The 13645-nt window shown below is 67.8% G+C and carries 14 protein-coding genes and 1 pseudogene; 6 read left to right on the plus strand and 9 right to left on the minus strand.

Annotated elements, in window-relative coordinates; genetic code table 11:
- Positions 1 to 43: 43 nt before the first annotated feature.
- The 3 genes and pseudogenes from ACT86A_RS13820 to ACT86A_RS13830 form a co-directional block, all read right to left on the minus strand.
- Entirely contained in the window at positions 44 to 976 is a 933-nt protein-coding gene (locus ACT86A_RS13820; RefSeq protein ID WP_445092576.1) for a HAMP domain-containing sensor histidine kinase, read from the minus strand.
- A 206-nt stretch (positions 977 to 1182) separates the two neighbouring features.
- Positions 1183 to 1885, minus strand: a pseudogene (locus ACT86A_RS13825) (response regulator).
- A gap of 222 nt (positions 1886 to 2107) precedes the next feature.
- On the minus strand, positions 2108 to 2743 hold the full coding sequence (locus ACT86A_RS13830; RefSeq protein WP_445092499.1) for a TetR/AcrR family transcriptional regulator: 636 nt from the start codon (positions 2741 to 2743) through the stop codon (positions 2108 to 2110).
- Positions 2744 to 2819: 76 nt separating this feature from the next.
- On the opposite strand from ACT86A_RS13830, the gene ACT86A_RS13835 reads away from it, so the two are divergent.
- Together ACT86A_RS13835 and ACT86A_RS13840 are read left to right on the plus strand one after the other, a co-directional pair.
- On the plus strand, positions 2820 to 4139 hold the full coding sequence (locus ACT86A_RS13835; protein ID WP_445092500.1) for a lipase family protein: 1320 nt from the start codon (positions 2820 to 2822) through the stop codon (positions 4137 to 4139).
- 515 nt (positions 4140 to 4654) lie between these two features.
- The gene (locus ACT86A_RS13840; RefSeq protein ID WP_445092501.1) at positions 4655 to 5836 is read left to right on the plus strand and encodes an alkane 1-monooxygenase; all 1182 of its coding nucleotides are present in this window, start codon (positions 4655 to 4657) and stop codon (positions 5834 to 5836) included.
- A gap of 83 nt (positions 5837 to 5919) precedes the next feature.
- On the opposite strand, the gene ACT86A_RS13845 is transcribed toward ACT86A_RS13840, so the two are convergent.
- Together ACT86A_RS13845 and ACT86A_RS13850 are read right to left on the minus strand one after the other, a co-directional pair.
- The gene (locus tag ACT86A_RS13845) at positions 5920 to 6225 is read right to left on the minus strand and encodes a hypothetical protein (protein ID WP_445092502.1); all 306 of its coding nucleotides are present in this window, start codon (positions 6223 to 6225) and stop codon (positions 5920 to 5922) included.
- A gap of 163 nt (positions 6226 to 6388) precedes the next feature.
- Positions 6389 to 6973 (minus strand): HdeD family acid-resistance protein, encoded by a 585-nt coding sequence (locus ACT86A_RS13850; protein ID WP_445092503.1) that lies wholly within the window; start codon positions 6971 to 6973, stop codon positions 6389 to 6391.
- A gap of 215 nt (positions 6974 to 7188) precedes the next feature.
- Between ACT86A_RS13850 and ACT86A_RS13855 the strand changes: the two genes are divergently transcribed.
- On the plus strand, positions 7189 to 8178 hold the full coding sequence (locus tag ACT86A_RS13855) for a glycosyltransferase family 9 protein (protein WP_445092504.1): 990 nt from the start codon (positions 7189 to 7191) through the stop codon (positions 8176 to 8178).
- A 49-nt stretch (positions 8179 to 8227) separates the two neighbouring features.
- On the opposite strand, the gene ACT86A_RS13860 is transcribed toward ACT86A_RS13855, so the two are convergent.
- Entirely contained in the window at positions 8228 to 8548 is a 321-nt protein-coding gene (locus tag ACT86A_RS13860) for an ArsR/SmtB family transcription factor (RefSeq protein ID WP_445092505.1), read from the minus strand.
- A gap of 183 nt (positions 8549 to 8731) precedes the next feature.
- Between ACT86A_RS13860 and ACT86A_RS13865 the strand changes: the two genes are divergently transcribed.
- Both ACT86A_RS13865 and ACT86A_RS13870 read left to right on the plus strand, forming a co-directional pair.
- Positions 8732 to 9442, plus strand: coding sequence for a M23 family metallopeptidase (locus ACT86A_RS13865; protein WP_445092506.1), 711 nt, complete (start codon positions 8732 to 8734; stop codon positions 9440 to 9442).
- A 407-nt stretch (positions 9443 to 9849) separates the two neighbouring features.
- Complete coding sequence (locus ACT86A_RS13870; protein ID WP_445092507.1) at positions 9850 to 10803, plus strand: hypothetical protein; 954 nt, start codon at positions 9850 to 9852, stop codon at positions 10801 to 10803.
- Here the strand turns inward: ACT86A_RS13870 and ACT86A_RS13875 are convergent.
- On the minus strand, positions 10775 to 11101 hold the full coding sequence (locus ACT86A_RS13875; RefSeq protein ID WP_445092508.1) for a hypothetical protein: 327 nt from the start codon (positions 11099 to 11101) through the stop codon (positions 10775 to 10777). The genes ACT86A_RS13870 and ACT86A_RS13875 overlap by 29 nt on opposite strands.
- 239 nt (positions 11102 to 11340) lie before the next feature.
- On the opposite strand from ACT86A_RS13875, the gene ACT86A_RS13880 reads away from it, so the two are divergent.
- Positions 11341 to 11676 (plus strand): RNA polymerase-binding protein RbpA, encoded by a 336-nt coding sequence (locus ACT86A_RS13880; protein ID WP_445092509.1) that lies wholly within the window; start codon positions 11341 to 11343, stop codon positions 11674 to 11676.
- Between the two features lie 61 nt (positions 11677 to 11737).
- Here ACT86A_RS13880 and ACT86A_RS13885 read toward each other — a convergent pair whose 3' ends face one another.
- Both ACT86A_RS13885 and ACT86A_RS13890 read right to left on the minus strand, forming a co-directional pair.
- On the minus strand, positions 11738 to 12520 hold the full coding sequence (locus tag ACT86A_RS13885; protein WP_445092577.1) for an ABC transporter permease: 783 nt from the start codon (positions 12518 to 12520) through the stop codon (positions 11738 to 11740).
- Between the two features lie 89 nt (positions 12521 to 12609).
- The gene (locus ACT86A_RS13890; protein ID WP_445092510.1) at positions 12610 to 13602 is read right to left on the minus strand and encodes an ATP-binding cassette domain-containing protein; all 993 of its coding nucleotides are present in this window, start codon (positions 13600 to 13602) and stop codon (positions 12610 to 12612) included.
- Positions 13603 to 13645: the final 43 nt, after the last annotated feature.

Raw genomic sequence — 13645 nt, forward strand, 5'->3', positions numbered from 1 at the left:
GTCCCGGGTCCAGATGGGGTTCCGGGTTGCGTGGTGCGGTAGGTCAGTGCTCGGGCAGAACCACCCGGATGCGCGATCCGGGGTCGGCGACCGCGATGCTGCCGCCGTGCAGGTCGACCACCCAGCGCGAGATGGCGAGGCCGAGCCCGGTGCCGCCGCCGCTGGTGCGGCCTCCCCGGGTGAAGCGGTCGAAGACCTGGGCGCGTTCGGCGGGCGGGATGCCCGGGCCGTCGTCCTCGACATCGATGACGACCACACCTTGGGAAACCCGCACGGCGATACGCACTTCACCGCCCGCGGGTCCGTGCCGTGCCGCATTGTCGAGCAGGTTGAGCAGCACCTGATGCAATCTCGCACGGTCCGCGTAGACGCACGCGGCGCCGGGCAGGACATCGGTGCGGAAGCGCACGCCGCGGCCGAGCGCGACCGTCATGACTTCGGCCTCGGCGACGACATCCCGCAACAGCGGCGCGATCGGCAGGTCTTCGCGATCGAGTGGGAAGGCGCCCGCTTCGATGCTGGAAAGATCGAGGAGTTCGGAGACGAGCAGCGTCAGCCGCTCGGTCTGAGCCAGTGCGGTGCGCAGCGTCGTCGGGTCGGGTTCCGCGACCCCGTCGACCAGGTTTTCCAGAACCGCGCGCAAAGCGGATATCGGCGTGCGCAATTCGTGTGAGACGTTGGCGATGAGATCGCGGCGCTGCTGGTCGGCCGCGGCCAGATCGGCGGCCATCTGGTTGAATGCCTCGGCCAGTTGCCCGACTTCGTCCCTGGAGCTCGCCCGGACCCGGTGGGTGTAGTCGCCGTGCGCCATCCGCTTGGCCGCAGCAGTCATCTCCCGCAGCGGCCTGGTGATGCCATGCGCGAGGACCTGTGAAGTCGCCAGCGCGATCACCACCGCGGCGAGTGTGGTGCGCGGAGGCAACCACCCGATCTTGAACCCGAAGAACCCGAATGCGACCCCGCCGGAACACACCATCAGGATCGCCAGTTTCAGCTTGATCGACTTGACCGGGTCCAGCGGCCGCGGCAACAACTCCGCCACGCGGTCGCTCGTGCGGCGCCCCCAGCGTCGCGCGGCAGACTGTTCCGCCCTCCGCGCTCGACCTGGTGGGCTTGTCCTGCCGTGCGACGCGGCGAACCACTCGCCGTGGGCGGCGCTCGGATCTTGCGTAGGCTGGGCGCTCATCGGGCCTCCAGCGCGTACCCGACCCCGCGCACAGTACGAATGAGATCGGCGCCGAGCTTGCGGCGCAACGCCTTGATGTGACTGTCGACCGCGCGGGTACCCGCTGCGTCCGCCCAGTCCCAGACCTCTTCGAGCAGACGCTCGCGCGAGCACCGTTCGCGGCCGACGGGCGAGCTGGGCGAGCAGATCGAATTCCAGCGGTGTCAGTTGCGCCTCGACCTCGGCGCGCCACACCCGGCGCTGGTCGACGTCGATGCGCAGGTCCCCGACCAGGATTGTCGCGCCGTCGCGATCGGCAGCGCGATCCATCCGGCGCAGCAGCGCGTGTACTCGCGCGGCGAGCACCCGGAGCGAGAACGGTTTGGTGAGGTAATCGTCCGCGCCGACACCCAATCCAACCAACTGGTCCGTTTCATCGGCGCGGGCGGTGAGCATGAGCACGGGAATCGGGCGATGCGCTTGAATGCGACGGCATACTTCCAGGCCGTCGAACCCGGGCAACATCACGTCGAGTACGACCAGATCAGGTTCGACCCCCGCGACGGCGGCGACGGCCGAAGGGCCGTCATGTGCCAGGTCTACCGCGAACCCCTCCGCCCGCAGCCTGGCCGCGACCGACTGCGCAATGGTGATTTCGTCGTCTACCACCAGAATCCGCCGCGTGTTCGGCGGCGCAACGGCCGACTTGCCCTGTTCCATGCTCCGAACCTTAGCCACCAGCTGTGGAGGAATCCGTTGGCAATTGTGGAGATTTCGTGTGCATCCGCCCTGCGCCCGACACCGATCCCGCGAACGGCGCCACGGTGGCAGGTCCTGGGTGGCGCGCTCGGTGTGGTCAAGGCCGTTCGCGGGCCGGGCACGGCCCGTTGGTTTCGCTAAAGAAGGTTTTGCTCGGCGGAACGCGGATATCTACCGGCAGTGTCAATTGTCTGGAGACAGTCCGGCGATCGCCCGCAGCGCGGAGATCATTCCGGTGACCGGAATGCCGGGATCGATCGTCCGGAACAGGCCGAGCCCCACACCGAGCGCCAGCACAGCGACGGCCGCCTCGGCCGTCGGCACCTGGGTATCGACATCGTCGGTCGTCTTCAGCGCCGTACCGACCATGCCGACGATGGCACCGAGCCGGGTCGCGAGTTCGCCGCGCAGCTGGTCATCGTGCCGCGCCTGCACGCCGAATTCCAGTTCCAGCTGCGTCCAGTTCGGATCGCCGATGACCCGCTCAGCCCATTCCCCGAGCCCTCGCAGGCGCTGTGCCGTCGTGGGCGCGGCAATGATGTCGGCGACCTCTGCTGCGCGTTCGCCGTGGATCTTGTCCAGCACGGCCAGACACAGCGCGTCTTTGGTGCGGAAATTCGAATACACCGCACCTTTGGTGAAACCCGCCGTGTCGGCGACTTTATCGATGCTGGTGGCTTGGTAGCCCTCGTCCAGAAAAAGACGCGTGGCGGTGGCGATCAGCACCGCCCGCGTCTGAGCCTTGCTCTGGGCTCGAGTCGGCCGGGCTTCCCGTCCGGACACCTGACGACGCCGACTCTCATCCTGATTCGCAGACAACTGTTATCCCTTCAGATACTCTCGGTATCCGATTGTAGATACCAGCGGTATTCCACATCGCAGGAAGGATCGAATCGTGAGGAGCCGAATAGGCAAAGTCGCCGCAGCTGTGACGGGAACCCTCCTCGTGGTCGGAGGCGGCGCGCTCTCTGCACCACACGCATGGACGCAGCCGGCCGCGGAAGCCGCCGCTGATTTCTACCTGCCGCCGGCGCCGCTGCCCTCGTCGGCGCCCGGCACGATCATCCGCACCGAACCATCGCATCTGGCGCTGTCGATCCCAGGACAGCCCGGATCGATCCCCGCGAACTCGACGCGGATCATGTACGTCAGCAGTGATACCCACGACGTACCGGCCGCGGTGGTAGGAACGTACCTGGAGCCGTCACAGCCGTGGACCGGCCCGGGCGAGCGCCCGCTGGTCTCGTACGCGGTCGGCACGAAAGGACAGGGCGATCAGTGCGCGCCCTCGAAGCTGCTGGCGCAGTTCGTCCAGTACCAACCTCCATTCGACGTGATCGTCGAGTACGACGTGCTGGCGATCTACTCCCTCTTGGCCCGCGGCATGTCCGTCATGGTGACCGACTACCACGGCCTCGGCACGCCCGCGGTGCACGACTATCTCAACCGGAAAGCGCAAGCTCACGCGGTACTCGACGCCGCACGGGCCGCCCTGCAACTGCCGGGCACCAGCCTCGCCGCCAATGCGCCGGTGATTCTCTACGGGTACTCGCAGGGCGGCATGGCCTCCGCCGGCGCGGCCGAACTACAACCGAGCTACGCCCCCGAACTGAACGTGCGCGGCGCCTACGTCGGTGGGCCGGTAGTGGACGACGAGTACTTCATCGCACACAACGACGGTCGGCCCTCTCTCGGACCCGCCTTCGCCTGGATTCTCAACGGTATCGCCGACGATTATCCGGACACCCGCCCGGTGCTGGACGCCGAACTCAACGACACCGGCAAGGCGATTCTCGCTGAATCCCGGGACAAATGCGCCGTCCCGTTCGGACTGGCCCAGATGCATCAATTCACGTCCGAGTGGACCACCAGCGGCGAACCTCTCACCGCTGTGATCGATCGGTCTCCGGCACTGAAAGCCGCATTCGACGCGCAGCGCATCGGCTCGATGGCCCCGTCGGTGCCCGTATTCATCGCCTCCAGCCCGAACGACGAGGGAGCGCCGTATGCGCCCGTCCGCGACATGGCGGCAAGGTGGTGCGGTAGCGGCGTGCCCGTTCAGCTGGACTCGAATGCCGATATTCCGAGTGTCATCACCGGATTGCGGGCGACCCACGTGTTGGCCTTCTTCCCGTCACTGGTGGCCTCACAGGACTGGTTGACCGACCGGCTGGCAGACAAGCTCGCCCCGAGCAACTGCGCGGCTCTGCCCTAGTTGCGCGAGCACGACCGATTCCGATACCGTCAGTATTCCAATCGGATATACGACCTCACGCAGTGGTTCGGCCGAGCGTGGTTGCGCCCAGCACGGTTGTGCGGAGCACGGCTCGTCATCCGCGAGGTGGTGCAATAAGCCCGGCGCGGGTCGGCCTCAGGTCCGACCCGCGCTGCTGGCCGACCTGTCCGAGCATGCTGGTCCGATCGCGTTGCCCCGCCGTGCGAAAGCCGGCGAGATTCACCCCCATGTCCTGCCAGACGTTCCGCAGCAGTCCGAGCCGTGGCGTCTGAACGGCTGTGGTGCACCGTGTCCGTGTTCGTTCGCTAGCCCGGAATTGTGAAAGGGAGGGGTCGGATGCCGGTGTTGGCTCATGGCCACCGTGATATCGGTGCCGCTGCCGTCAGGTCGGCTTGGTACGCACTTCCCGCGCTCGTCGGCGCGGCGGGCCGGTTGCGCAGCGCCGGGCCGAGCACGACGCCGCCAGATCGGACCGAGGGGCCGGAGCGGAGCCGATGACGGTGAAGTACCGTCCTTTCCGCAGACGTCATGACCGGCCGGATCCGAAGCGGCACCTGTGGGTGTTGAGCTTGCTGGCTCCGGGTTTCGGACTGCTGCCATCCCAGCTGGTACTGCACACCGGTGCCCCGGTGTTCTGGTGGATCGAACCGATCATCATTCTGATCGTGATCCCGGTGCTGGACCGGATATTCGGCGACGACGGCACCAATCCGCGCGACGAAGACTACGAGTCGCTGTCCAACGACCGGTACTACCGGTGGTGCACGTACCTGTTCCTGCCCATCCAGCTGATCGCGCTGCTGATCTCGGCCTACCTGTGGGCCGGCGACGAATTGAGCGTCGTCGACAAGCTGGGTTTGGCGGTCACCATGGGTTTCATGGCGGGCATCGGGATCAACGCCGCGCACGAACTCGGGCACCGCGTCGAACGTCTGGAGCGCTGGCTGGCGAAAATCGCACTCGCGCAGTCGGGCTACGGCCACTTCTACGTCGAGCACAACCGGGGCCACCACACCCGGGTCGCCACCCCGGAGGACCCGGCCAGCGCTCGGCTGGGTGAATCACTGTGGCAGTTCCTCCCGCGCAGCATCATCGGCGGATACCGCTCCGCGGTGCACCTGGAGCAAGAACGCTTACATCGGAAAGAATTACGCTGGTGGAGCAGCCACAACAACATCCTCCAGGCCTGGGCGATGACGCTGGTGCTGTTCGGTGCCCTGCTCGCCGTCTTCGGCCCGGCCATCCTGCCGTATCTGCTGATCCAGGCATTGATCGGTGCCGCACTACTGGAAACGGTGAACTACATCGAGCACTACGGACTGCTGCGGCGGCGGCTGCCCAACGGCCGCTGGGCACGATGCGCACCCACCGACAGCTGGAACTCCGACCGCCTGCTCACCAACCTCGTCTTGTTTCACCTGCAGCGGCACAGCGACCACCACGCCAGCCCTGGCCGGCGCTACCAGACGCTGCGCAGTTCAGAGGAGGCTCCGCAACTTCCCGCCGGCTACGCCACCATGATCGTGCTCGCCGCCGCGCCACCCCTGTGGCGACGTGTCATGGACCCCCGCGTCCTGGCGCACTACGACGGCGACATCACCCGCGCCAATATCGCGCCCCGAAAACGCGACCGGATCCTCGCCGCCCACAACCAGCCCGCAACAGCCCGGCCTTGACGCCTGGACTGCGGCACCCGCCCGAGCCGACTCAGGCGGGTGCCTTCGGGCCTGTCTTGCTGAGACGGCCGGCCGGCATCGGGCTATCCGACGGAAATACTGCCACCCTTGGGCAGGTACCCCAACTTCTCCACCGGCAGCTCACCGAGCACGGTACCGGTGCAGTCCCGGCCGGAGTGGAGCGTGATGGGCCGATCGGTGCCGTTGCCGACGGTCACCTGGAACGTAGAGTAGAAGGTGCCGTCGGTGTTCAGGCAGCCCACCGGGTCCACATGCGGCTCACCGTTGATCGTCACCGTGCCGACCGCGGCCTGCGCCGTCCCCGCCGACAGCGCGACGGCGGCTCCCGCCAGGACCAGCGCACCGATATACCCAGCAGTACGAATCATTCGCGTCTCCAGTTCTTTTCGATGCCGACCAACCCCGAAGCCGACGTCTGGTGAAAGTGCGCCAGTGATTCTGTCACGAGATTCAGCGGGACCCAACCGTGCTGGTCGGCGGGCAAGGGTAACGAGCCGGGCAACCGCCGCTCCCGCCCGCCGGATCGACGCCTCAGGCGCCTGTGGCGCGAAGAGCCTCGGTGTCCTTGCGTATCCCCAAGGCCACGACGATCTCCATGACGCCGAGCACGATCAGCCAGATGCCCGCCACGATGGCGAGGGTGGCCACCGACCGCACCGGCCAGATGATCAGCACAACACCGGCGACCGCCGTGAGAATGCCGAAGAACACCTGCCACCACCGCCCCGGCAGGGCGGGCTCGGAGATCGCGGCCATCAGCAGAGCGATTCCGCGAAACAGCCAGCCGATTCCGATCCACAACCCGAGCAACAGGATCGAGGCCAGCTCGTCGCGGAAACAGAAGACGCCGACCACGATGGACAGCACGCCGACAAGGAAAGCCAGCACCCGCAGACCGGCGCTCGACGGTGCGCCGAAGGCCGCCAGCAGTTGCAGAAAGCCGGTGACCACCAGGTACACACCGAAAATGATGCCGGCGGCCTGCAGCGTGACATCCGGCCACACCAGGATCAGGATGCCGAGGAGCACCGCGAGGACGCCGGTGACCAAGACGGTTTGCCACGCACGGCGGGCAACAGACTGCAGAGGACCCTCTAGCACGCTGTTCGTCGTCATGTCGTGATGCTATAGCCCGCTCGAAATGTTTACTGAATATTTGCCACAGGAACGTGGCGGTGCCGGGCCCGATGACGAAGCAGCGACGTGACGCTCGCCATGCACGTTTATCGCCCGGGCGGTCGGGTAGTTATTCCTGAGTGACTCTTCGTGTACGCCCCTGGGGTGCAGCGGGTGGGTCGGGGTTCGGTGAGGCTCGGGGCTAGGAGAAGAGGGTGGCGGTTCTGCTCGTGCTGCAGGCACGTGGGCTGGGTGATCTCCTCACCGCGGTCCCCGCTTTGCGTGCCCTGCGCCGGGCCAAGCCGCACGATCGGATCGTTCTCGCGGCCCCGCAGCGGCTCAAGCCGATCATCGACCTCATCGCCTCGGTCGACGCCCTGGTGCCGACCGCCGAACCGCGCAGCCTCCGCTGGGACGCGCCCGCACCCGAGCTGGCGGTAAACCTGCACGCTCCGAGTACCGAGAGTATCGCCGCGCTGGCCAAAACCCGGCCCGGACGCATCCTCACCTATCGCGACGCGGCGTTCCCCGAGGTGTCCGGCCCTGACTGGCACACCGACATCCACGATGTCGACCGCTGGTGCCAACTGCTCGAACACAACGGCATCGGGGCGGATCGCCGCAATCTCGGGCTGGTTCCACCGGTCGCCACGACCAGCCATCGCGGCTGTGTGGTCGTGCACGTCGGCGCAGGCGCACCGGCCCGCCGGTGGCCGCCGGACCGGTTCGCGGCGGTCGTGCGGCACCTGCTGATCCTCGGGCGCGACGTGGTGCTCACCGGCGACGAGTACGAGCGCGAACTCGCCCTGACGGTCGCCGCGCGGGCCGGCCTGCCCGTCGGCCGGGTCCTCGCCGGGGAACAGAACCTCATCGAACTGTCCGCGACCATCGCCGAGGCGGGACTCGTGATCTGCGGCGACACCGGCGTCGCGCACCTGGCCACCGCGTTCGGCACCCGCACGGTCCTGCTGTTCGGCCCCACGCCGCCCCGCTGGGGCGGGCCTCCAGCGCACCTGCTCAGCAGGCATGCCGTGCTGTGGGCGGGTCGAATCGGGGATCCGGACGCCGACGCTCCCGACGCCGGCTTGCTGCAGATCGGCGTCCCCGAGGTGATCGACGCCGTGGACAGCCAGTTGGGCAAACGCACGGCGGCCGCCGCGGCGGGCACCGAACGCCGCAGGATTGCTTACCGCCGCGTCGGATGACCGGTCCGGACTGCCGACCCGACACCCCGCCGTACTGACGAGCCCTGAGTCAGGCCGTCTCGGTCGCAGCGGTCTGCAGCGCGGCCGAGTAGGCGGCGATCGCGCTGGGCCAGAACTGTTCGAGGTAGTCGCGTGCATCGGCGAGCCCACGCGGGTCCAGGGAATACAGGCGGCGATTGCCCTCCGGCCGCACCATGACCAGCCGCGCCGCACGCAGTACCCGCAGGTGCTGCGATACCGCCGAGCTGCTCACGCCGACCCGCTCGGCGAGTTCCCCGACCGAACGCGCGGCCTGCGGTAGGGCCTCGAAAATCGCGCGACGGGTCGGGTCCCCCAGCGCGGTGAGCGCGCACACTCCATTAGTCGCCACTCATATAGTTTGAGCACATAGCATCTCTCTGGTCAATTCGACGTGACGTTGCATTTTCCCAGTTCATGCCATATATCTCTCCATTCCGTTATCCGTTCGTAATCCACGAACAGGGCATACGCCAGCCCGTGACAGTTGCCACAAGATTGCGGCATACAGGCATAACTCCCTTACGTTCGATGCATGCCCGTGACCTTCCCGTTATCAATTCGTCGCGGCGCGACCCGGTTCCGCCGCCACCGCGCCGCTACCCGTGCGGTCGCCGTCTCCGCGATCGTCACCGCCTCCGTAGGCGTCCTCGCCGCAGCACAACAGGACCAGGACAGCGGCGCTTCCGCCCGTCTTGTCGCAGGAAAGATCGCCTCGGGCGAAATCGCGCCGGCCCAGGGCCGGCCTCGGCTCGTCTCCTTCACCCACGAAGCACCGGCCCAGCAGGCCGATCCGGCCGCAGCGTCGTGGGACCCGAACCAGCTCGCGCAAGAGTTCACGCCCCCGAAGACCGTCCGCCCCGTCGCCGGCGTGCTCACCTCCACTTTCGGCTCACGCTGGGGCCAGCTGCACGCGGGCTTGGATTTCGGTGACCCGCTCGGTGCGCCGATCGCCGCCGTCACCGATGGCGTCGTGATCGAGGCCGGTCCCGCGTCCGGCTTCGGCCTGTGGGTACGGGTGCGGCAGGACGACGGAACCGTGGGCGTTTTCGGTCACGTCAACGAGATCCTCGCCTCCGTCGGCCAGTCGGTCCGAGCGGGCGACGTCATCGCGACCGTCGGCAACCGTGGCAATTCCACCGGCCCGCACCTGCACTACGAAGTCCATCTGCCGGACGGCGAGAAGATCGATCCGCTGCCCTGGCTGGCCGCCCGCGGCATCGACGTCATGCAGCAACCGAGCTGAGGCGGATCCCTCGCGAGACAGTGCGGGGCTCGCGAACAGATTCAACGACCCGATCGTGACCATACACCGGACCGCTGACGCACTGCCGCGTTCGCGGTCCGGCGACGTTACGCACTGAGCGAAGCTCGGGACTCGCCTGCCACCGTGAGAGGTGAATCGCAGCGTCCTGGCCAGTTCCGCCGTAGCTGTAGCGGCGACGGCGCGATACCGGAGTATCGGACCCGAATACCGCTGTGGAGCGATGCCCGCAGGGATCCACGATTTCTACCGTTCGATCCATGCCTACAACACATTCCGTCGCGTCACCGGATCGGATGCCGGCGACCGGCCCCCGTCGCGGCCGCGGGCCGTTCCCCCTGCGCTCCGCATTCCGGTGGCACCGGCCGCTCTTGGTGACCGTGACCGTCATGGCCGTGCTGGGTGTGGTCTCGATCGGCGGCATGCTCTGCGACGATCGCACCTTGCTCGGCGAGTCGGTGTGGCTCAAGCCGTTCAAATTCGGTGTCGCATTCGCGCTCTACAGCCTCACGCTGGCATGGCTGCTGTCCTTGCCGCACAAGGGAAGTCGCGTTACCTGGTGGCTCGGAACGGTGTTCGCGGGGACCGGCATCCTCGACGTCGGATTCATCGCCGTGCAAGCCGCCCGCGGGACGTTCAGTCACTTCAACAACGCCGACCTCGACCCGGTGAACCGGATCGGGCAGACCATCTTCATGTCCGGCGTGCCGGGCCTGTTCTTCGCGAACCTGTCGATCGTGCTGATCTTGTCTTGGCAGCGCGTCGCCGACCGCCCGACATCGCGTGCCATCCACGCCGGACTCGGCCTCGCCGTGGCCGGTATGGCGCTGGGCTACCTCATGGGGTACACCGGTAAGCAGCTCGTACGCGACTCCGACGGGCGGGTGGTCGAACTGATCGCCGGGCATACTGTGCTCGACGACCCGGCCCGGTCGCAGGATGCCCGCGACGCACTCGCCGGAATGCCCATCACACACTGGAGCACTGTCGGGGGTGATCTGCGGATTCCACACTTCGTCGGGCTGCACGGCATCCACGTACTGTTGTTCGCGTCATTCGCGCTGGCCTGGCTCGCTGCGCGCTACCGCTGGTTGCGCGCCGAAAGCGCTCGCGCGGCCGTCGTCGGCATCCTGGCGGCGGGTTACTCCGGTCTGCTCGCCCTGCTCTGCTGGCAGGCGATGCGCGCTCAGCCGCTGGTCCACCCGGATAGCGTCACGGTGGCCGCGGCGGCCGGTCTCCTCGCGATCGTCGCGGCGCTCTTGGCCGCGGTATATCGGCGTCACCGTGACGCTGGGCTGCCGAGCGCGGAACCGGTCAGCGTAGACGTTCCGCGTCGCGGGTGAGCTCGACGAGAGTCTTGCCGAGCGCCGCCAACTCCTCGGGTGTCGCGCCCTCCGCAATCGCGGTGGCGACATCTTCGGCGCCGCAGCGAGCCGCGAACCAGCGGTCGGCCAGGTCGGCTACCTCCTGGGCGCTGAGCACCACCGAATCGTCGGCAATCCCGGTTCCTTTCAAGCTGTTGCGATGCTCGTAGGCGCGTTGCCGACAGGATTGCCGGCAGTACCGGCGGCGACGTCCGGCGTCCGACTCCACGATCTCCCGTCCACACCACGAACAGGACAGCAAGCGGCTGCGCGACATGAGGCAGAACACTAATGGCCCGCGGCCTGCGAACCGCCCAGCGGCCCCGGGGAACCGACCCGCGCCGGGCATGGCGAGCTCAGCGCGTGGGTGGCACTACAATGGAACGGTTGACCGCGGCCGTGTCGGGAACTATCGGCGCAGGCCCGATCGTTGAACATCAGGTCGAGCGAGCGCGTCCGCTCGTACGGACCCGGCCGCAGCGCACGAAGACTCGAGCACACAGGGAGAGGCACACCATGGCAGATCGCGTACTCCGAGGCAGTCGGCTCGGAGCGGTGAGCTACGAGACCGATCGCGACCACGACCTTGCTCCGCGTCGGATCGCCCGGTACCGGACCGACAACGGCGAGGAATTCGACGTGCCGTTCGCCGACGACGCTGAGATCCCGCCGACCTGGCTGTGCCGCAATGGTCAGGAAGGCGTGCTGATCGAAGGCGCCGGCCAGGAGACCAAGAAGGTCAAGCCGCCGCGCACCCACTGGGACATGCTGCTGGAACGGCGCAGCAAGGAGGAGCTCGAGGAACTGCTCAAGGAGCGCCTCGAACTGCTCAAGACGCGCCGCCGCGCCTGATCGGTCCACCGGCACGACCCGGCCGCCACATCGTTCGATGCGGCGGCCGTTCGCGGTTGGGTCAGCGGCTGGCGACCTTGCGGTAACGCAGCAGCGCCAGCGGCACGGCCACCGCGAGGACCGCCACCGAGCAGGCCACCGCGTACTCGACGCAGTGGTCGGCCGCCCACCCGGTGGGTGCGACGAAGGTGGGCGGCGCGCCGTTGTCGAACAGCTTGCGTCCAGCCGCCGACACCGCGGTGATCGGATTCCATTCCGCGATCGTGCGCAGCGGCCCCGGCAGCGTCTCGGCGGAAATGAACGCCGAGGAGATGAACGTCAGCGGAAACAGCCAGATCAGTCCGGCGCTCTGGGCCACCTCGACGGTCGGCGACAGCAAGCCGGTCAGCGCGCCGATCCAGGACATCGCGAACGCGAACAACAGGATCACCGCGAAGGCCAGCACGGCGTCGGCGACGCTGCCGTGGATGCGCCAGCCGACGACATATCCGCACCCGACCATCACAGCCAGGCTGAGGATGTTGACCACCAGATCCGACAGCGTCCGACCCATCAGTACGGCCAGTCGTGACATCGGCAGCGCCCGCATCCGGTCGATGATGCCCTTCTGCAGATCTCCCGCCAGACCGACGGTGGTGAACGCCGCGTTGAACGCGACGGTCTGGGTGAAGATGCCGGCGAGCAAGAATTCCCGGTACTGGCCGCCGCCGAGCGAGGCGCCGAAAATGTAGGCGAACAGGAATACGAACATCAGCGGCTGGATCGTGGCGGTCACCAGCAGCGTCGGCACGCGCAGGATGGTCAGCAGGTTGCGGTGTGCGACGATGGCGCTGTCCCGGAACAACCGCAGCCGTGGACCCGAATCCGGTTGCGGCCCCGTTGTTTCGGCTTCCCGTTTCGCCTTCGGGGAGGTCTCCCCGAGCACTGCCGTACTCACGACATGATCTCCTCTTGTACGTCGTCGGTGGCCGGGTCCGCGATGGGCGCTGCGCCCGGCTTGCCGGTGAGGGACAGGAAGACGTCGTCCAGGCTCGGCCGATGCACGCTCGCGTCGACCACGCGGACACCCGCGTCGTCGAGTCGGCGCAGCGCCTCCACCATGGTGCGCGAACCGTCGCCGACCACCACCGACGCCTCGTCGGTCCCGGCCTCGTGGCTGGGCTCCCCGACGCCGATCCGGGCCAGCACCGCCAGTGCGGGCTCGGCGTCCTGGCCCACTGCCAGCGTCACGGTGAGCCGGTCACCGCCGATGGAGGTTTTCAGCTCGTCGGCCGAGCCGCGCGCGATGACCCGCCCGTGGTCGATCACGGTGATGCGGTCGGCCAGCAGATCGGCCTCTTCCAGATACTGGGTCGTGAGCAGTACCGTGGTGCCGTCGTCGACGAGATCGCCGATGACGCGCCACATGTCCAGCCTGCCGCGCGGGTCCAGACCGGTGGTCGGCTCATCCAGCACCACCACCGCCGGGCGGGCGACGAGTGCGCCCGCGAGGTCGAGTCGGCGGGTCATACCGCCGGAGTAGGTGCCCGCCCGGCGGTGGGCGGCGTACTCGAGTCCGAGCGCGCCGAGCAACTCCTCGGCCCGCGCCGCCGCCTGCCGGGACGACATCCCGTACAGCCGCGCGACCATGCGCAGGTTCTCGTAGCCGGAGAGGTTGGCGTCGACCGCGGCGTACTGGCCGGACAAGCCGATCCGTTTGCGTGCCGCGGCGGGGTCGCGCAGGACGTCGATGCCCGCCACCCGCACCGCCCCGGCGCACGGCTTCAGCAGCGTGGTGACGATCCGCACGGTCGTCGTCTTGCCCGCGCCGTTGGGACCGAGCAGGCCCATCACCGTACCGGCGGGGATCTGCAGGTCGATCTCGTCCAGCACCCGGACCCGGCCGTAGTTCTTCACCAGGCCGGTCACCTCCACGGCAAAGCTCATGAGGTCACCTCGCCGGTGCTCGACGCCGTGCGGGCGCCGCGGT

The sequence above is a fragment of the Nocardia glycosmidis genome, assembly GCF_052545115.1.

Coding starts and splice junctions, on each gene's coding strand:
- ACT86A_RS13820 (WP_445092576.1), bottom strand. CDS start 976: ATGGTGTGTTCCGGCGGGGTCGCATTCGGGTTCTTCGGGTTCAAGATC.
- ACT86A_RS13840 (WP_445092501.1), top strand. CDS start 4,655: ATGACGGTGAAGTACCGTCCTTTCCGCAGACGTCATGACCGGCCGGAT.
- ACT86A_RS13845 (WP_445092502.1), bottom strand. CDS start 6,225: ATGATTCGTACTGCTGGGTATATCGGTGCGCTGGTCCTGGCGGGAGCC.
- ACT86A_RS13850 (WP_445092503.1), bottom strand. CDS start 6,973: ATGACGACGAACAGCGTGCTAGAGGGTCCTCTGCAGTCTGTTGCCCGC.
- ACT86A_RS13865 (WP_445092506.1), top strand. CDS start 8,732: ATGCCCGTGACCTTCCCGTTATCAATTCGTCGCGGCGCGACCCGGTTC.
- ACT86A_RS13870 (WP_445092507.1), top strand. CDS start 9,850: ATGGCCGTGCTGGGTGTGGTCTCGATCGGCGGCATGCTCTGCGACGAT.
- ACT86A_RS13875 (WP_445092508.1), bottom strand. CDS start 11,101: ATGTCGCGCAGCCGCTTGCTGTCCTGTTCGTGGTGTGGACGGGAGATC.
- ACT86A_RS13880 (WP_445092509.1), top strand. CDS start 11,341: ATGGCAGATCGCGTACTCCGAGGCAGTCGGCTCGGAGCGGTGAGCTAC.
- ACT86A_RS13890 (WP_445092510.1), bottom strand. CDS start 13,602: ATGAGCTTTGCCGTGGAGGTGACCGGCCTGGTGAAGAACTACGGCCGG.